At 62.5% G+C, this 18,805-nt stretch carries 17 protein-coding genes; 14 read left to right on the forward strand and 3 right to left on the reverse strand.

The features are described from left to right. Positions 1-251: 251 nt before the first annotated feature. Together AC05QJ_RS00105 and AC05QJ_RS00110 are read right to left on the reverse strand one after the other, a co-directional pair. Positions 252-1,472, reverse strand: a complete 1,221-nt coding sequence (locus AC05QJ_RS00105; RefSeq protein WP_476745047.1) for a CaiB/BaiF CoA transferase family protein — start codon at positions 1,470-1,472, stop codon at positions 252-254. 14 nt (positions 1,473-1,486) lie between these two features. Next, complete coding sequence (locus tag AC05QJ_RS00110) at positions 1,487-2,668, reverse strand: acyl-CoA dehydrogenase (protein WP_476745048.1); 1,182 nt, start codon at positions 2,666-2,668, stop codon at positions 1,487-1,489. Positions 2,669-2,832: 164 nt separating this feature from the next. Here AC05QJ_RS00110 and AC05QJ_RS00115 point away from each other — a divergent pair, with 164 nt between their 5' ends. The 10 genes from AC05QJ_RS00115 (at position 2,833) to AC05QJ_RS00160 (ending at position 12,603) form a co-directional block, all read left to right on the forward strand. Then, on the forward strand, positions 2,833-3,759 hold the full coding sequence (locus AC05QJ_RS00115) for a LysR family transcriptional regulator (RefSeq protein ID WP_476745049.1): 927 nt from the start codon (positions 2,833-2,835) through the stop codon (positions 3,757-3,759). A 407-nt stretch (positions 3,760-4,166) separates the two neighbouring features. After that, complete coding sequence (locus tag AC05QJ_RS00120) at positions 4,167-5,288, forward strand: Re/Si-specific NAD(P)(+) transhydrogenase subunit alpha (protein WP_476745050.1); 1,122 nt, start codon at positions 4,167-4,169, stop codon at positions 5,286-5,288. Positions 5,289-5,299: 11 nt separating this feature from the next. After that, entirely contained in the window at positions 5,300-5,617 is a 318-nt protein-coding gene (locus tag AC05QJ_RS00125) for an NAD(P) transhydrogenase subunit alpha part 2 (RefSeq protein ID WP_009403440.1), read from the forward strand. Positions 5,618-5,619: 2 nt separating this feature from the next. Continuing rightward, on the forward strand, positions 5,620-7,056 hold the full coding sequence (locus AC05QJ_RS00130) for an NAD(P)(+) transhydrogenase (Re/Si-specific) subunit beta (protein WP_476745051.1): 1,437 nt from the start codon (positions 5,620-5,622) through the stop codon (positions 7,054-7,056). A gap of 178 nt (positions 7,057-7,234) precedes the next feature. Continuing rightward, positions 7,235-8,728, forward strand: coding sequence for an acetyl-CoA hydrolase/transferase family protein (locus AC05QJ_RS00135; protein WP_476745052.1), 1,494 nt, complete (start codon positions 7,235-7,237; stop codon positions 8,726-8,728). Positions 8,729-9,085: 357 nt separating this feature from the next. Then, complete coding sequence (locus tag AC05QJ_RS00140; RefSeq protein WP_476745053.1) at positions 9,086-9,298, forward strand: DUF1127 domain-containing protein; 213 nt, start codon at positions 9,086-9,088, stop codon at positions 9,296-9,298. A 281-nt stretch (positions 9,299-9,579) separates the two neighbouring features. Further along, a complete protein-coding gene (locus AC05QJ_RS00145) occupies positions 9,580-9,897 on the forward strand; it encodes a DUF2388 domain-containing protein (protein WP_476745054.1) in 318 nt (105 codons plus the stop codon). A 110-nt stretch (positions 9,898-10,007) separates the two neighbouring features. Next, entirely contained in the window at positions 10,008-10,298 is a 291-nt protein-coding gene (locus AC05QJ_RS00150) for a DUF2388 domain-containing protein (RefSeq protein WP_476745055.1), read from the forward strand. 29 nt (positions 10,299-10,327) lie between these two features. Continuing rightward, positions 10,328-10,648 carry a DUF2388 domain-containing protein gene (locus AC05QJ_RS00155; protein WP_075801970.1) on the forward strand — a complete coding sequence of 107 codons (321 nt, stop codon included), beginning with the start codon at positions 10,328-10,330 and terminating at the stop codon, positions 10,646-10,648. Beyond that, complete coding sequence (locus tag AC05QJ_RS00160; RefSeq protein WP_476745056.1) at positions 10,645-12,603, forward strand: DUF7844 domain-containing protein; 1,959 nt, start codon at positions 10,645-10,647, stop codon at positions 12,601-12,603. The genes AC05QJ_RS00155 and AC05QJ_RS00160 overlap by 4 nt, the downstream gene beginning before the upstream one ends. Positions 12,604-12,606: 3 nt before the next feature. Here the strand turns inward: AC05QJ_RS00160 and AC05QJ_RS00165 are convergent, their stop codons facing one another. Further along, entirely contained in the window at positions 12,607-13,008 is a 402-nt protein-coding gene (locus AC05QJ_RS00165) for a GFA family protein (protein WP_476745057.1), read from the reverse strand. Between the two features lie 333 nt (positions 13,009-13,341). Between AC05QJ_RS00165 and AC05QJ_RS00170 the strand changes: the two genes are divergently transcribed. The 4 genes from AC05QJ_RS00170 to AC05QJ_RS00185 all read left to right on the forward strand — a co-directional run bounded on the left by AC05QJ_RS00170 (position 13,342) and on the right by AC05QJ_RS00185 (position 18,760). Further along, on the forward strand, positions 13,342-14,649 hold the full coding sequence (locus AC05QJ_RS00170) for a CitMHS family transporter (protein WP_476745058.1): 1,308 nt from the start codon (positions 13,342-13,344) through the stop codon (positions 14,647-14,649). A gap of 70 nt (positions 14,650-14,719) precedes the next feature. Continuing rightward, entirely contained in the window at positions 14,720-15,496 is a 777-nt protein-coding gene (locus AC05QJ_RS00175; RefSeq protein WP_476745059.1) for a TerC family protein, read from the forward strand. 194 nt (positions 15,497-15,690) lie between these two features. After that, positions 15,691-17,349, forward strand: coding sequence for a Na/Pi cotransporter family protein (locus tag AC05QJ_RS00180; protein WP_476745060.1), 1,659 nt, complete (start codon positions 15,691-15,693; stop codon positions 17,347-17,349). A 37-nt stretch (positions 17,350-17,386) separates the two neighbouring features. Then, the gene (locus AC05QJ_RS00185; protein WP_476745061.1) at positions 17,387-18,760 is read left to right on the forward strand and encodes a M16 family metallopeptidase; all 1,374 of its coding nucleotides are present in this window, start codon (positions 17,387-17,389) and stop codon (positions 18,758-18,760) included. Positions 18,761-18,805: the final 45 nt, after the last annotated feature.

Raw genomic sequence — 18,805 nt, forward strand, 5'->3', positions numbered from 1 at the left:
GCGGGAGGCGAATTCTACAGCGTTACAACCTGCTGTCAACTGCCTTTTTTGACCGCTTCCGATGAAGACCGGAGCACTTCCGATACTACCTGGAACGCTTAACTCGTTGAATCTCAAGGAGTTTTTCGTTCCGACTGCGCCGGAAGTGGGGCGAATTATAGAGAGATTAAATGGGGCGTCAACCCCTAATTTGAAATTGATTCAAATCAGTTCTGACGCCCCCGTTTTCCCTCTATATAGAAGAGGCTCCGCTAAACCACCCCAGCCTCACGCAAACGCTGCACATCCACTGCAGCCAATCCAAGCACGTCGCCCAGTACCTGCTCGGTATGCTCCCCGAGTAGCGGCGGAGCGTTGCGGTACTCAACTGGCGTCTCGGACAACCGGATCGGACTGGCCACCTGCGGCACACTGCCCGCCAGCGGATGTGGAATGTCGATAGCCAGTCCACGGGCCTTCACCTGCGGGTCGGCAAACATCTGCGCCAGGTCATTGATCGGACCACAGGGCACACCCGCCTGCTCCAGTTGGCTCACCCACTCGGCCGTGGTCTTGAACACCGTTGCCTGGCGGATCAGCGGAATCAGCTCGGCCCGATTGGCCACCCGCAGCTTGTTGGTGGCGAAACGCGAATCATCCGCCCACTGCGGCTGACCAGCCACCTCAGCAAACTTGCGGAACTGCCCATCGTTACCCACGGTGAGGATGAAGTCCCCATCCGCAGTCGGAAAGTCCTGATAAGGCACGATGTTCGGATGCGCGTTCCCCAGGCGACGGGGAGGTGTCCCAGTCGTGAGGTAGTTCATCGCCTGGTTGGCCAGGCAAGCCACCTGCACGTCGAGCAGTGCCATATCGATATGCTGGCCGCCACCATACTGATCGCGATGGGCGAGGGCAGCCAGGATTGCCACCGTGGAATACAGCCCCGTCAGGATATCCGTAAGCGCCACACCCACCTTCACCGGACCGGCACCTTCTTCGCCCTCAGGGCGCCCGGTCAGGCTCATCAGCCCGCCCAAGCCCTGAATCATGAAGTCGTAGCCGGCACGCTTGGCATAGGGCCCGGTCTGGCCGAAGCCTGTGATTGAGCAATAGATAAGCTGCGGATTGATCTGACGCAGGCTTTCATAGTCCAACCCATAGCTGGCCAGGCCACCCACCTTGAAGTTCTCGATGACGATATCGGACTTGGCCGCCAGCTCGCGTACCAGACGCTGGCCTTCCGGCTGGGTGAAGTCGATGGTCACCGAGCGCTTGTTGCGATTGGCCGACAGGTAATAAGCGGCCTCGCTGGTGTTGTCGCCCCTGCTGTCCTTGAGGAAGGGCGGGCCCCAGGCACGGGTATCATCGCCCGTGCCCGGGCGCTCGACCTTGATGACCTCGGCGCCCAGATCCGCGAGGATCTGTCCGGACCACGGCCCGGCCAGTACCCGCGACAGATCCAGAACCCGCAGATGAGAAAGCGCGCCCATGGGCTGGCTCCTTATTAATAGAAGGCCTGGATACCGGTTTGCGCACGACCGAGGATCAGCGCGTGCACGTCGTGAGTACCTTCATAGGTGTTAACCACCTCAAGGTTGACCAGATGGCGGGCCACGCCGAACTCGTCGGAGATACCGTTGCCACCCAGCATGTCGCGAGCCAGACGAGCGATCTCCAGCGCCTTGCCGCAGGAGTTGCGCTTCATGATGGAGGTGATTTCCACCGCCGCGGTGCCTTCGTCCTTCATCCGGCCCAGACGCAGGCAACCCTGCAGGCCCAAGGTGATCTCGGTCTGCATGTCGGCCAGCTTCTTCTGGATCAACTGGTTGGCCGCCAGCGGACGGCCGAACTGCTGACGATCCAGGGTGTACTGGCGAGCGGTGTGCCAGCAGGCCTCAGCTGCGCCCAGCGCACCCCAGGAGATGCCGTAGCGGGCAGAGTTGAGGCAAGTGAATGGACCTTTCAGACCGCGCACATCCGGGAAGATGTTTTCTTCCGGCACGAACACGTTATCCATCACGATCTCGCCAGTGATCGACGCCCGCAGGCCGACCTTGCCATGAATGGCCGGTGCACTCAGGCCTTCCCAGCCCTTTTCCAGTACGAAGCCGCGGATATCGCCAGCATCGTCTTTCGCCCAGACCACGAACACGTCGGCGATCGGGCTGTTGGTGATCCACATCTTGCTGCCGCTCAGGCGATAGCCACCGTCAACCTTCTTCGCCCGGGTGATCATCGAACCCGGATCGGATCCATGGTTCGGCTCGGTCAGGCCGAAGCAGCCGATCCATTCGCCGGAAGCCAGCTTGGGCAGGTACTTCTGTTTCTGCGCCTCGGTCCCGAATTCGTTGATCGGTACCATCACCAGCGACGACTGCACGCTCATCATCGAACGGTAGCCGGAATCGATGCGCTCCACTTCACGGGCAATCAGGCCGTAGCACACGTAATTCAGGCCGCTGCCGCCGTACTGCTCGGGAATGGTCGCACCCAGCAGGCCGACTTCGCCCATTTCGCGGAAAATCGCAGGATCGGTCTGCTCATGACGGAAGGCTTCCAGCACACGCGGTGCCAGCTTGTCCTGGGCGAAGTGGAAGGCGCTGTCACGCACCATGCGCTCTTCTTCGGTGAGCTGCTGATCCAGAAGCAGCGGGTCGATCCAGTTGAAGCTTGCTTTGCCGGCCATGAGGGAATCCTCGAAAAGGGGAAGGAGTGTTTTTTGTCGTGCATTGATCCTAGGCCCGAACAGGCAGGGCGACAAACGAGGATTGCGCATAGTCTTGTGATAATTTCTCACTCCATAGCTTCAGCAAAGGCTGTTTTCAGTATCAATTAGTGAGGTTGGCGTATATGCGGCGCAAGATCCCCAGTACCACCGCCCTGGTCTGCTTCGAGGCCGCAGCCCGCCACGAGAGCTTCACCAAGGCAGCGCAGGAACTGTCCCTTACTCAGGGCGCCGTCTGCCGGCAGATTGGAGGCCTGGAGGAATTCCTCAACGTGGAGTTGTTCCGCCGCTCCCGGCGCGGGGTGAAGCTGACCGAGGCGGGACTGTCCTACAGCCGCCGCGTGGCGACTCAACTGGATGCCGTGGAACGCGACACGCTGTCGGTGATGGGCCAGCAGGGCGCCAACGTGATCGAACTGGCCGTGGTGCCAACCTTCGGCACCCAGTGGCTGGTGCCGCGCTTGAAAGACTTCCAGCAGCGCCATCCCGAAGTCACGGTCAACCTCACCAACCGCACCCGGCCCTTCCTGTTCGCCGACACCCCCTTCGACGCCGCCATCTACTTTGGCGACGCCGATTGGTCCGGTACGCAATCCCACAGGCTGATGGGAGAAAACCCGGTCCCGGTCTGCAGCCCGGCGCTCCTGGGCGCGAGCAGCCAACTGGAACCGCAGGCCATCGCCCACCTGCCACTGCTACAACAGACCACCCGGCCCTATGCCTGGCGACAGTGGTTCGACAGCCTGGACATGAACGTCGCCCGCGACATGACAGGCCCGCGCTATGAACTATTCTCGATGCTGGCCCAGGCCGCGATGCATGAGATGGGCGTAGCGCTGATCCCACCCTTCCTGATCCAGCGCGAACTGGAGGAGAAACGGCTGGTGATCGCCAACCCTCACGCGCTGTCCAGCATCAAGGCGTACTACCTGATGATCCCGGAAAGGAAGGTCGAATCGGCCTCCTTGCGGGCTTTTCGTGATTGGTTGGTGGCCGAGGCTCAGCGCTATACCGCATCCCACAGCGATCACAGCGCTTTGTTGACCCAGTAGTCAAACAAACAAAAACCCTACAGATGTACGTAAATGTCGCCTAAGCGACAACTGTTCCGCAGCCCTCCAAAAACCCGCCAAACCCCACTGTTTACGGGGTTTTGATCGGCAATAAACGACCTTTTTCGTTCTCCCAGCGAAAATTGTCAGAAAATTTTTATTTTTTCTCCTAATGTCGCTAAAGCCCGTATTTGACGGGCTGTAGCCGTATCGGTGCGACAGACAGTCACAGGGTGACTTGTAGTTTGTTTGTCGTTTCCATTCAGAACCCATTGATGCGATTCCGGATCGCTTGCAAAATGCCGCGCCCCGCCTCGAATCAGGCGGGATCGTGCTGATCGGCCGCCCCAGACGCACCATCCGCAGTGCGCTGGTTCAACTACAAAAGATCACGCAGGAGATACGACGTGCACATTGGTGTTCCTCTCGAAACGCAGACGGGCGAAACACGGGTCGCTGCCACTCCCGAAACCATCAAGAAACTGGTGGGCCAGGGTCATCAGGTCACTGTCCAACGTGGAGCCGGCCTGAACGCCAGTATTCCGGACAGTGCCTATGAAGCAGTCGGCGCCGTACTTGGAAGCGCCGCCGATGCGTTTGGCGCCCAGCTTGTCCTGAAAGTTGTAGCGCCCAACGACAGCGAACTGGGCCAGATCAAGAGCGGTACCGTGCTTGCGGGCATGCTCAATCCGTTCAACAACGACCTCATCGCCAAGATGGCCGAACGTGGCATCACCGCCTTCGCCCTCGAAGCCGCGCCGCGCACCTCTCGGGCCCAAAGCCTGGACGTGCTGTCCTCGCAGGCCAACATCGCCGGCTACAAGGCCGTGTTGCTCGCCGCTCACCACTATCCGCGCTTCATGCCGATGCTGATGACCGCCGCCGGTACGGTAAAAGCCGCCCGCGTGCTGATTCTCGGTGCCGGCGTGGCGGGCCTGCAGGCCATCGCCACCGCCAAGCGTCTGGGTGCGGTGATCGAGGCGTCGGACGTGCGTCCGGCGGTGAAAGAACAGATCGAGTCCCTCGGTGCCAAGTTCATCGATGTGCCGTATGAGACCGACGAGGAGCGCGACTGCGCCGTAGGCGTCGGCGGCTATGCCCGGCCAATGCCGGCCAGCTGGATGCAGCGCCAGGCCCAGGCCGTGCACGAGCGCGCCAAACAGGCCGATATCGTCATCACCACTGCGCTGATCCCGGGCCGCAAGGCACCGACGCTGCTGAGCGCGGAAACCGTTTCGCAGATGAAGCCAGGTTCGGTGGTCATCGACCTCGCCGCGGCACAAGGCGGCAACTGCCCGCTGACGGTGGCCGACCAGGTCGTGGTCGAGAACGGCGTGACCATCGTCGGCCCGACCAACCTGCCGGCTCAGGTCGGTGCCGATGCCTCGGCGCTGTACGCCCGCAACCTGCTGGACTTCATGAAGCTGCTGTTCGACAAGGACGGCGCGCTGACGATCAACCTCGAAGACGACATCGTCGCCGCGTGCCTGATGTGCCGCGACGGCCAGGTCATCCGCAAGAACGGATAAGGAGCCAGACAATGGAAGACATGCTGATCTCTCACGGCGTCTACAACCTGATCATCTTCGTGCTGGCCATCTATGTCGGTTACCACGTGGTCTGGAACGTCACGCCCGCACTGCACACCCCGCTGATGGCCGTCACCAACGCCATCTCCGCCATCGTCATCGTCGGCGCCATGCTCGCCGCGGCCCTGACTGTCACCCCGCTGGGCAAAGTCATGGGCACGCTCGCCGTGGCTCTGGCAGCGGTGAACGTATTCGGTGGATTCCTCGTCACCCGGCGCATGCTGGAGATGTTCAAGAAGAAGGCCGCAAAGGCTGAGGGGCAGAAGTAAAAATGAGCATGAACCTGGTAACTCTTCTCTACCTGGTCGCCTCGGTGTGCTTCATCCAGGCCCTAAAAGGCCTGTCGCACCCGACCACGTCCCGTCGCGGCAACCTGTTCGGCATGCTCGGCATGGCACTGGCGGTGTTCACCACCGTCGGCCTGATCTACAAGCTCGGCGCCGAACTGGCCACCGACGGCATCGCCTACGTGCTCGTCGGCCTGCTGGTTGGCGGCAGTGCCGGCGCGATCATGGCCAAGCGCGTCGAAATGACCAAGATGCCGGAGCTGGTGGCCTTCATGCACAGCATGATCGGCCTGGCCGCGGTCTTCATCGCCATCGCCGCCGTGGTCGAGCCGCAGTCCCTGGGCATCGTCAGCAGCATCAGCGACCCGATCCCCACCGGTAACCGCCTGGAACTGTTCCTCGGCGCAGCCATCGGTGCCATCACCTTCTCCGGTTCGGTGATCGCCTTCGGCAAGCTCTCGGGCAAGTACAAGTTCCGCCTGTTCCAGGGCGCACCGGTACAGTTCGCCGGCCAGCACAAGCTGAACCTGGTGCTGGGCCTGGCCACCATCGGCCTGGGCCTGGTGTTCACCTTCACCGGCAACTACACCGCCTTCGCCGTGATGCTGGCCCTGGCCTTCGTCGTGGGCGTGCTGATCATCATCCCGATCGGCGGCGCCGACATGCCGGTGGTGGTATCGATGCTCAACAGCTACTCGGGCTGGGCGGCGGCCGGTATCGGCTTCTCGCTGAACAACTCGATGCTGATCATTGCAGGTTCGCTGGTGGGCTCGTCCGGTGCCATCCTCTCGTACATCATGTGCAAGGCGATGAACCGCTCCTTCTTCAATGTGATCCTCGGCGGTTTCGGTGGCGATACCGATGCCGGCGCGGCAACCGACTCGAAGGAGCAGCGCCCGGTGAAGTCCGGCTCCGCCGACGACGCCACCTTCCTGCTGAGCAATGCCGACACCGTGATCATCGTTCCGGGCTACGGCCTGGCGGTGGCCCGTGCCCAGCACGCGCTGAAAGAGCTGACCGAGAAGCTGACCCATGCTGGTGTGACCGTGAAGTACGCGATCCACCCGGTGGCAGGCCGCATGCCCGGTCATATGAACGTACTGCTGGCCGAAGCCGAAGTGCCGTATGACCAGGTGTTCGAGATGGAGGACATCAACTCCGAGTTCGGCCAGGCCGACGTAGTGCTGGTTCTGGGCGCCAACGACGTGGTCAACCCGGCGGCGAAGAACGATCCGAAATCGCCGATTGCCGGCATGCCGATCCTCGAAGCCTTCAAGGCCAAGACCATCATCGTCAACAAGCGCTCGATGGCCAGCGGCTATGCCGGCCTGGACAACGAACTGTTCTACCTCGACAAAACCATGATGGTCTTCGGCGATGCCAAGAAGGTCATCGAAGACATGGTCAAAGCGGTCGAATAAGCCGCTGACGGCACTGTGACAAAAAGCCCCAGCGCGGTACCGGCTGGGGCTTTTTCGTTCCCGGCCTGCCGACAGAAGGCTCTATTTCAGGGCTTCGCCTACGACCTTGGTCGGGCGCCGAATAATTGCGCAATCAGTAGACTGCGCTCCTAGCTTCAGTAGCCCGAGATAACAATCCATGTACCGTGATCGTATTCGCTTGTCCTCGCTGCACAGTAAAGTCATGAGCGCGGAAGATGCCGCCGCCCTGATCCAGGACGGCATGACCGTCGGCATGAGCGGTTTCACCCGCGCCGGTGAAGCCAAGGCCGTCCCTCACGCGCTGGCCGAGCGCGCCAAGCAGTCGCCACTGAAAATCAGCCTGATGACCGGCGCAAGCCTGGGCAATGACCTGGACAAGCAACTGACCGAGGCCGGCGTCCTGGCCCGGCGCATGCCGTTCCAGGTGGACAGCACCCTGCGCAAGGCCATCAATGACGGCAAGGTGATGTTCATCGACCAGCACCTGTCGGAAACCGTCGAGCAACTGCGCAACGCCCAGCTCAAGCTGCCGGATATCGCCGTCATCGAAGCCGTGGCGATCACCGAACAAGGCCACATCGTGCCGACCACCTCCGTGGGCAACTCGGCCAGCTTCGCGATCTTCGCCAAGCAGGTGATCATCGAGATCAACATGGCGCACAACGCCAACCTCGAAGGTCTGCACGACATCTATATCCCGACCTACCGTCCGACCCGCACGCCGATCCCGCTGGTGAAGGTCGACGACCGCATCGGCAGCACCGCCATCCCGATCGACCCGGCGAAGATCGTCGGTATCGTCATCACCGATCAGTCCGACTCGCCGTCCACCGTGCTGCCGCCGGATGACGAAACCCAGGGCATCGCCAACCACCTGATCAACTTCTTCAAGCAGGAAGTGGCGGCAGGGCGCATGACCAACAAGCTCGGCCCACTGCAGGCTGGCATCGGCAGCATCGCCAACGCCGTGATGTGCGGCCTGATCGAATCGCCATTCGAAGACCTGACCATGTACTCCGAAGTACTGCAGGACTCGACCTTCGACCTGATCGACGCCGGCAAGCTGAGCTTCGCTTCGGGCAGTTCCATTACCTTGTCGAGCCGCCGCAACGCCGATGTGTTCGGCAACCTGGAGCGTTACAAGGACAAGCTGGTGCTGCGCCCGCAGGAGATCTCCAACCACCCTGAAGTGGTACGTCGCCTGGGCATCATCGGCATCAACACCGCGCTGGAGTTCGACCTGTACGGCAACGTCAACTCCACCCACGTCTGCGGCACACGAATGATGAACGGCATCGGCGGCTCCGGCGATTTCGCTCGCAACGCCCACCTGGCCATCTTCGTCACCAAGTCGATCGCCAAGGGCGGCGCGATTTCCAGCGTGGTGCCGATGGTCAGCCACGTCGACCACACCGAGCACGACGTCGACATCCTGGTGACCGAACAGGGCCTGGCCGACCTGCGTGGCCTGGCACCACGGGAGCGTGCCCGGGCAATCATCGACAACTGCGTGCATCCGGACTACCGCGAGGCGCTGAACGACTACTTCACCCGCGCCTGCGAGCGCGGCGGTCATACGCCGCACATCCTTCGCGAAGCGCTGGCCTGGCACGAGAATTTGGAAGAAACCGGCCGCATGCTGGCGGGTTGAGATCCGCTGTGCGAGGGCCTGCGCTGCAGGCCCTTGGACTGAACGCAACCCTACAGTGCGCTTGAATATCCCCTCGTAAAAACAGTTCGCCCTCAGAACCATTCAAAAACTGTACTACTGTACCGGCAAAAAACCTTCGATTTACCCCGTCACCATCCCCTCCAAACCTAAAAACGCACCAAAAACGAGCAGACCAGTACAGTTTCGCGTTTTTCGAGTGCAACAGCACCCTTAAACAGTTAACTGGACCATCACAATGCTGTTGAACTGTACCTACTGTTATGGACGGGAGAGGAGGATCATGGGCACCAGTTAAATCACTATCTCATCCCGCCATAAGCGGAAGGACGACACATCATGGAACGTACCCTCAGTTCCGGTCTGGTTTTCGAAAACAACGCTCAACCTAAAGCAGCCCTGCCGCTGCGTCTGCTGGCCAACCTGGTTCTGTGGCAGCGCCGCATCTCCAGCCGCCACCAACTGGCTCGCCTGGATGCCCGCCTGCTGGCTGACGCCGGTATCAGCGAAGCACAACGCTACGAAGAGCTGAGCAAGCCGTTCTGGCGTTAATGCAAGGCCCGCCGGCCATGGCCGGCACCGAATTCCGAAAAACCCGTCGCAGGTGACTGCTGACGGGTTTTTTCGTTCTGGAAGGCGCGAAACAGAGCCATCGCAGCCGACACCAGTACAATTTACAAAAGACAAAATCAAACCATAACAGTTTAGCTTGAACGCCGTTTCGCTTGCTCCGTGTTACGCTTGTTTCACTCAGCTTGACTGATCACGTAGCACCACGAGCCGAGCGTGCGTCTGACATTCAGAACACTAAAGTCCTATCGAGGAGATCGACCATGTTCCGTACCCGCTTGCTTGGCGCCGCCCTGTTGCTGGCTCTGGCGTCCACCGCCCAGGCCACCAGTTTCGTCGTCACGACCGACGCCGTTGTCGGTGCCGTGGCGGCCTCCACCGATGCCACTTCCGATGTGAGCTCCTCCTTCCGTGACGACAAGATCGTCCGCGCCGCCCGTGACGACGCCGCCAGCTTCGTTGCCAGCAACGGCGATATCCGGGGCGTGAAACTGGAAAGCGCCTTCGCTCACATCCGCCAGCAGGTACCGACCCTGCAGGCCAGCGATGCGCAACTGGCCCAGGCCATCCTCGCGATCTGAGCCGCCGCCTGCAGGAAACAAGATGCAAAACAGCCGGGCCAGACGCTCTGGTCCGGGCTTTCGCATTGGGATAGCCTGTTTCGCCTCGATTCCGGAGGCACTCCTTTCCCATGCGTTATCTGTTACTGCTGCTTGCCTTGCTCGGGCCCGGTACCGCCCTGGCACTCGACACCACTACCGCCACCCTGGTCATCACCGGCTATGCCACCAGCCAGGTCACGACCGCACCCTTCGACCGCAAGTGGGTACTGGCTGCCCGCGATGACGCCGCCGCCTTCGTTGCCAGTGACGGGCGGATGCGAGGCGCACGCCTTGAAGCGGTCATCCAGCGGCTACGCCAGGAAAACCCCGAACTTCATGCAGGCGACCTTGAACTGGCACAGGCAATTCTCGTCCAATAGCTACACCTGTTTTCCCCCGGAGAAGTTCCATGCGTAACCCGCTGATCGCCGCCACCCTCGGCTTCCTCTTGCTGGCCGACGTGGCCCAGGCACACACCCTGGTGGCCACCAGCAACATCATCGTCCGCGCCTTTGGCCGGTCGATCGATTTCACATCCGACACCACTACCTCGATCCGTGACTCCAAAGTCGTTCGCGAAGCCCGCGACGACGCGGCCAGCTTCGTCGCCAGCAACGGCGACATCCGCGGCGCGCAACTGGAAGCCGCCTTCGATACCTTGCGCCAGCGCGTCCCCGAGGCCCGTGACGCCAGCGACCAGGTACTGGCCGAAGCCATCCTGGCCCTGTGAAATCCCTGCGCAACTGGCTGCTGGGCGGCGCGCTCGCGCTGTTCAGCATCCCCGCGCTGGCCGACCTGCAACTGGTCTTGCAGGACGACAGCCTGACGCCGGTACAGCGCCAGGCCACCCAGGCGCTGCTGGATGAAGCCCTCGAAAAACTCCCGCCGAGCTTCAAGACCCGTCTGGACCGTACCGTCAGCGTCAGTTGGGACACGCGCATGCCGCAAGACGCCTACGGCCAGGCGTCGCTGGTATCCACCCTGGCACTCAACCGTCGTTTGTTGCCTGGCCTGGCCGACGGCAGCGCCGCGACGCAGAAGACCGGTCGCCCCCACGGCACCGTACGCCAGGAACTGCTGGCCACCGTCCTGCACGAAATCACCCATATCTACGACCGGGCCCGACGCTGGCCCGAGGATGAGCGCCAACTGATCGCCCGCTGCAAATGGCAGCACGACAGTCAGGGCAAAGTAGGGCAGAGGGACGAATGCCGGGGCCAGCCCGAACGCCGCTTCACCCTCAGCGACGACCCGCGCCTGCTCGACCTGGCCGGCTGGCCGCAATACGTCGGTCGCCGCGGCGAGCGCGAGCAGGAAAACCGCCAGATCGCCCGCTCCCCGGACAGCTACGAACTGAGCAGCCCCAAAGAATTCATTGCGGTCAACATGGAGTATTTCCTCCTCGACCCGAGCTACGCCTGTCGCCGCCCGGCCTTGCAGGCGTACCTGAGCAAGCACTTCGGCTGGGCACCCGAACACACCCCTTGTGAACCCGCCCTGCCGTTTCTCAATGCCGGCAGCGATTTCGCCAAACAGCCACTGGGCCAGATCGATCCGGAGCGGGTCTATTCGGTGGACTACCTGCTGGCCGAAGCCAACCAGAACTGGGTGAGCCGCTGGGGCCACAGCATGTTGCGCCTGGTGATCTGTGCCCCGGGTCGGCCACGCGGTCCCGATTGCCGGCTCGACCTGGACCAGCACCTGGTGCTGTCGTACCGGGCCTTCGTCAACGATGTACAGCTTTCGAGCTGGGACGGCCTGGTCGGCGCCTATCCGTCGCGGCTGTTCGTGCTGCCGCTAGGACAGGTGATCGACGAGTACACCAAGACCGAACTGCGCAGCCTCGCCTCGATCCCGCTGAAGCTGTCCCGCGAAGAGCTGGAAAACCTGGTGCGTCAGGCCCTCGAGATGCACTGGAGCTACGATGGCCGCTACTACTTCCTGTCCAACAACTGCGCCGTGGAAACCCTCAAGGTGCTGCGCAGCGGCACCGCCAACCCACGCCTGACCAGCCTCGACAACATCATGCCCAACGGCCTGCTGGAAGTGCTCAAGGGCCGCGGGCTGGCCGACACCAGTGTGCTGGACGACCCACGCGAGGCGCTGCGCCTGGGCTACCGCTTCGATTCCTACCGCGACCGCTACCAGGCGATGTTCCAGATCCTCAGAAAGCAGTTGCCGGTGTCGCAGGACACGGTCGAAGCCTGGCTGGAGCAGGACGCGGACAAGCGACGGATCTGGTTCGACCGCGCCGACCTGCGCACCAGCGCCGCCTTGCTGCTGCTGGAGCAGGCCGGGCTGCGCCGGCAACTGCTGCTGGCCCAGGACGAGGTCAAACAGCGTTATCTCAGCGGCCGCTCGCTGGACGATGGCGGGGTGGCCAAGGCCAACCACACCTTGCAGCAGATCCTCGCCAACAGCGGCTTCCTGAGCAAACCGGCGGAATTGCTGGGGGAGGGCGGCTACGGCCTGCCCCAAGCCGATGAACGGCGCCAACTGGAAGAGAGCAGTCGCCTGCGCCAACAGCAACTGCAAACCCTGAGCACCGACCTCGACAAGGAAGTCCGCGCCTTGCTCGGGCCGCAGCGGTCAGCAGAAATCAAGGCAGTAGAGGCCAATATCAAGCAGCTCGGCGAGCACCTGCGTGCCTTGCACAAGGCCGCTGGCGGGCTCGAACTGCCCTGAGCCTCACAGGGTTTCGTGAGGCTCGCCGGGCAATTGCTCGTCCAGGTGCAGCCACGGCAGGCGGCTTTCGGTCCAGATGTGCCGGGCAGGGCGCACGGCCTCCGGTTCATCCAGGGTGCCGATGGTGATGTCGATGGTTTCCGGACTCAGGTCAGTGGTCAGGGCGACATGGGCACCACAGCGGCTGCAGAAATAGCGCACGCAGCTGGCGGACGAGTCATAGCGCTGTGGCGTGCCCGCCAACCACTGGAAGCCGGCGCAAGGCACCGTCGCCCAGGTGATCAGCAGCCCGCCACTGACCCGCCGGCAGATCGAGCAGTGACAATGGGCAATATCCGTCAACGGGCCTTCGACCCGGTAGCGCAGGGCGCCGCAATGGCAGCCGCCCTCCTGGAATTGAGTCATGGTTTAAGCACTCCTTCGCGCAAATTCTGTGATGTTTTCAGGGCCCCATCCCCGCAGAAGAGGCCATAACCGCCGAAACATGAACCTTTCACCCTCGAAAGCTGGCTGAAAGCTTAGCCCCTTAGCATCGCCTCACCACCGGCATAGCGACCGGCGCGCCAGGGCATCCGATTTCGATGACGCCCGGCTCACTCAACAAGAACAATGGTGATTCTGATGTCTTTCCGTACCTTCCTGCGCCCTGATTTTCCCCCGCTACTCCAGCCACAGCGCCCCGCCCGCTGATCCGTCCGTCACGTCCCTGTCCCGACGCACTACGCCTGGAGTACTCCCATGCTGACCTTCCTCGGCTTTGCCATGGTCATCACTTTCATGTACCTGATCATGACCAAGCGCCTGTCGGCCTTGATCGCGCTGATCCTGGTACCGATCCTGTTCGCCCTGTTCGGCGGTTTTTCCAGCAAAATCGGCCCGATGATGCTGGAAGGCATCAGCAAGCTCGCCCCCACCGGCGTGATGCTGATGTTCGCCATCCTGTACTTCGCCCTGATGATCGACTCCGGCCTGTTCGACCCGGCCGTGCGCAAGATCCTCAAGCTGGTCAAGGGTGACCCGCTGAAAGTCTCGGTCGGCACCGCCGTGCTGGCCCTGGTCGTCTCCCTCGACGGCGACGGCGCTACCACCTACATGATCTGCTGCGCCGCGATGCTGCCGCTGTACAGCCGCCTGGGCATGAGCCCGCGAATCATGGCCGGCCTGATCATCCTCGCCGGTGGCGTGATGAACATGACCCCCTGGGGCGGCCCGACCGCCCGCGCTGCCAGCGCCCTGCATGTCGACCCGTCGGATATCTTCGTACCGATGATCCCGGCCATGCTCGCCGGCGTCGTGGCCATCCTGGTGATTGCCTATATGTACGGCAAGCGCGAACGCGCCCGTCTCGGCGAACTGCACCTGCCAGGCGACGAGGTCGACCACAGCGAGATCACCGTTTCCCAGTACCCAGACGCCCGTCGTCCCAAGCTGCTGTGGTTCAACGGCGCCCTCACCGCCGCCCTGATGGTCGCGCTGATCGCCGGCCTGCTGCCGCTGCCGGTGCTGTTCATGATCGCCTTCAGTATCGCGATGATCGTCAACTACCCGTGCCTGCAACAGCAGAAAGACCGCATCGCCGCCCATGCTGGCAGCGTCCTGGCGGTCACCGGGCTGATCTTCGCCGCAGGTATCTTCACTGGCATCCTGTCCGGCACCGGCATGGTCGAAGCCATGTCCAAGAGCCTGCTGGCAGTGATTCCCGACGCGCTGGGCCCGTACCTGGCCGTGATCACGGCGATCGTGAGCATGCCGTTCACCTTCTTCATGTCCAACGATGCCTTCTACTACGGCGTGCTGCCGGTACTGTCGGAGGCCGCCAGCCACTACGGTATCTCGCCGGTGGAAATGGCCCGCGCCTCGATCGTCGGACAGCCGGTTCACCTGCTCAGCCCGCTGGTGCCGTCCACCTACCTGCTGGTGGCCCTGGCCGGTATCGAGTTCGGCGACCACCAGCGCTTCACCCTCAAGTGGGCAGTGCTAGTCTGCCTGTGCATAATGTTCGCCGCGCTGCTCATGGGAATTTTCCCGCTGTTCAGCAGCCTGTAATAAACCGGATTCATCCCACCCGTTCGCGCGCCTTCCCGGCGCGCGACGTCTTACGCTCGAAGGAACAAACATGGAATGGCTGACCAGCCCGGAAATCTGGGTTGCCCTTTTCACCCTGACCGCACTCGAAATCGTGCTCGGGATCGACAACATCATCATGATCTCGATCCTGGTCAGCCGCATGCCCAAACACATGCAACAGCGCACCCGGATCTTCGGCCTGGCCCTGGCGATGGTTACCCGCATCATGCTGCTGCTGTCGATCACCTGGGTCATGCGCCTGACCGCCGATCTGTTCCATGTGTTCGGCCAGGGCATTTCCGGCCGTGACCTGATTCTGTTCTTCGGCGGCCTGTTCCTGCTGTGGAAAAGCTCCCAGGAGATCTACCACGGCCTCGAAGGCGAAGACGAAAGTGCCGACGAGCCCGCTGCCGGCGCGGGCGGCAAGTTCTTCTACACCATCATCCAGATCGCCATCATCGACATCGTGTTCTCCCTCGATTCGGTGATCACCGCGGTGGGCATGGTGTCCCACGTACCGGTGATGATCGCCGCGATCGTCATCGCCGTGCTGGTGATGATGCTCTGCGCCAAGGCCATCAGCGATTTCATCGACAAGCACCCGTCGCTGAAGATGCTCGCGCTGTCGTTCCTGATCGTGGTCGGTACCGTGCTGATCGCCGAAGCCTTCGAAGTGCATGTGCCGAAGGGTTATGTCTACTTCGCCATGGCCTTCTCGCTGGCCGTGGAAGCCATCAACATCCGCATGCGCACGGCGATGGCGAAGAAACGCAACGAGGAACCGTCGGAACCGGTGAAACTTCGCAAGGACATCCCGGGTCAGTAATACTGGCCACCTGCTGAATCAAGGCCCCTTCCGGGGCCTTTTTTCATGGTGCGCCAGGACAGACCCGCTGGCGCCGAGGCTTCTGGCGGACTAAAGCTTAAAGAGAGCACTGCAAAGAACCGCCGGACTCACGGCCAGGCTCTGCGCTTCATTCATTCGCCCTCGCTGGGGCTTGGAAACAGGGGGCTTCCACCATGCTGACCCTGCTCAATCTACTGTCAGCCGTGGCCCTGCTGATCTGGGGCACACACATCGTCCGGACCGGGATCCTGCGGGTCTACGGCTCCAACCTGCGCCGCGTGATCAGCCAGAACATGGCGCGCCGACCGCTGGCATTCATCGCCGGCATCCTGGTCACGGCACTGGTACAGAGCAGCAACGCGACGGCGATGCTGGTGACTTCGTTCGTCGGCCAGGGCCTGATGGCACTGACGCCAGCGCTGGCAATCATGCTCGGTGCCGACGTCGGTACCGCACTGATGGCCCGGGTGCTGACGTTCGACCTGTCGTGGCTGTCGCCGCTGCTGATTTTCCTCGGGGTGATCTTCTTCCTTTCACGCAAGCAGACCCGCGCCGGCCAACTGGGCCGCGTGGGCATCGGCCTGGGGCTGATCATCCTCGCCCTGCAACTGATCGTCGAAGCGGCCACGCCCATCACCACCGCCCAGGGCGTGAAGGTGCTGTTCGCCTCGCTGACCGGCGATATCCTCCTCGACGCTCTGATTGGCGCGCTGTTCGCCCTGATTTCCTACTCCAGCCTGGCCGCCGTGCTGCTGACCGCCACCCTCGCCGGTGCCGGGGTGATCAGCCTGCCCGTCGCCATCGGCCTGGTGATCGGCGCCAATATCGGCAGCGGCCTGCTGGCCTTCCTCAGCACCAGCATGCGCAACACCGCCGGGCGGCAGGTGGCGCTGGGCAGCCTGTTGTACAAACTGATCGGCCTGCTGCTGACCATTCCGTTGCTGACCCCGCTGGTCAACTGGATGGACAGCCTGAACTTCAGCCCGTCAGAGCTGGTGATCGGCTTCCACCTGCTCTACAACAGCCTGCGCTGCCTGACTCTGCTGCCCACCGTCACGCTCATGGCCAAGGCCTGCAACTGGCTGCTGCCGGAGCGCCCCGAGGCCAACGGCCACACCACGCCGCGCCATCTCGACCCCACCGCGCTGGCCACGCCGAGCCTGGCCCTGGCCAACGCCGTGCGCGAGACCCTGCGCCTGGGCGACCTGGTGGACACCATGCTCGAAGCCATGAACGGTGTGCTGCGAGGCACCCAGACCGCCGTCACCCAGGAAATCCGTGCCCTGCATGACGATGTCGAGGCGCTGTACAACGCCATCAAGCTGTACCTGGCGCAGATGCCCCGGGAAGACCTGGCCGAACAGGACAGCCAGCGCTGGGCCGAGATCATCGAACTGGCGATCAACCTGAAGATGGCCAGCGACCTGATCGAACGCATGCTGCGCAAGATCCAGCAGCAGAAAACCTCGCAGCGCCGTGAGTTCTCCGAGGTCGGCCTGGAAGAACTGACCGGCCTGCAAAGCCAGTTGCTGGCTAACTTGCGCCTCGGGCTGTCGGTATTCCTCAGCGCCGACCCGGAAAGCGCCCGCCAGCTGCTGCGGGAAAAACGCCGCTTCCGCGCCCAGGAACGGCGCCTGGCTCACGCCCACGTCAGCCGTCTGCAGCGCAAGGTGGTGCAAAGCATCGAGACCAGTTCGCTGCACCTGGAACTGATCGCCGACATGAAAAGATTGAATTCATTGTTCTGTAGCAGTGCCTATGTGGTACTCGGTGGAAACGATACCGGCGCCCTGCTGATCGATAGCGTGCCGGACGAAATCCACTCGCCGTGACTCCGTAACCTTTCGACCCGCGCAAGGAAAGCCCTGCATGCGTTGCCTGATGTTCGTTTGCCTTCTGCTGGGCGCCTTGCCCGCCTTTGCCCTGGACCGCAATCAGGTCGAGGGCTACCTGCTGCCCAACGGCCTGCAGGTGGTGCTCAAGCCCGGCTACGAGCGCAACCACGTATCGATCCGCCTGGTGGTAGGCATCGGCTTCGACGACTTCCCCTGCCAGCAGCAGGAACTGCCACATCTGCTGGAGCACCTGATGTTCAGCGGCATCGACGACAGTGGCGAGGGCGGGCTGGAGCAACGTATTCAGGCCCTGGGCGGTGAATGGAACGCCTACACCAGCAGTGCCGACACCACCTTCGTCATCGAGGCGCCGGCGCGCAACCAGCGCAAGGTCCTCGACCTGCTGCTGGCGATCCTCCAACAGACCCAGTTCGACGAGAATGACCTGGCGCTGTCCAAGCGCATCATCGAACGCGAGGACGGCGGTCATTACTCGCACCTGCAGCGCTGGCTCGATCGCCAGGACGTTGGCCATCGCGCCAGCGATCAGTTGGCGGTGGAACTGGGCCTGAAATGCGCGGAGCGCTCGGATGTCGAGGACATGACCCTGGAGCAGGTCAACGAGATCCGCCAGCGCTGGTATGCCTCGAACAATATGACCCTGATCGTCGTCGGCGGTCTGGACAAGGTGCTGCCGGCCTATCTGGAACGCACCTTCGGCGAGCTGGAGCCGGTCGAGCCGGTCGAGCGCCGGGCGCTGGATGGCGTCACCCGCCAGGCGGAGCAGAACCGCAGCCTGACCCGCGGCCTGCTGGGCAATTCAGCGCGCCTGAGCTGGCTGTTCCTGGAGCCGGTGCTGGACAACGAGCACGACCAGACCCTCGACCTGATACAGCGCTATCTGGACTGGGCGCTGTATGAGGAACTGCGCCTGAAGCATGGCCTGTCCTACGGCCCGTGGAGCCAGCGCGAGACCTTCGGCGACAGCGGGATGCTCAGCCTCAATGCCGACCTGGAGCGGGATCAGGTGGACGATGCCGAGGCAGTGGTGCGCGACCTGATCGAGCGGCTGCGCCATGACGGCCTGGACCCTGTCACTTTCGGGCGGATCCAGGCGGCGGCCATCGACCGCGAACGCTGGACCACCCAAGGCAACAGCGCGCTGGCGGACTATTACTGGGGCGCGCTGAACGCCTACGCCGACGGGCGTTTCGTCGATCCGGCGCAGCGGTTGCGGCAAGTGAGCCTGGAAGAGGCGAACCAGGCGCTGCGGGAGCTGTTCAAGAGCGCCGGGTATGTGCGGGTGGAGAAGCCGTTGCTGGGGTATGACGAGCTGTTCTGGTGGGGGGTGCTGGGGTTGGTTGTGGTGATCGGTGGCGGTCTGGCCTGGTATCGGCGGCGCACTTGAGGGCCTCATCGCTGGCAAGGCCAGCTCCCACAAGGTCTGCATGCG

The organism is Pseudomonas sp. TUM25319 (assembly GCF_056388475.1).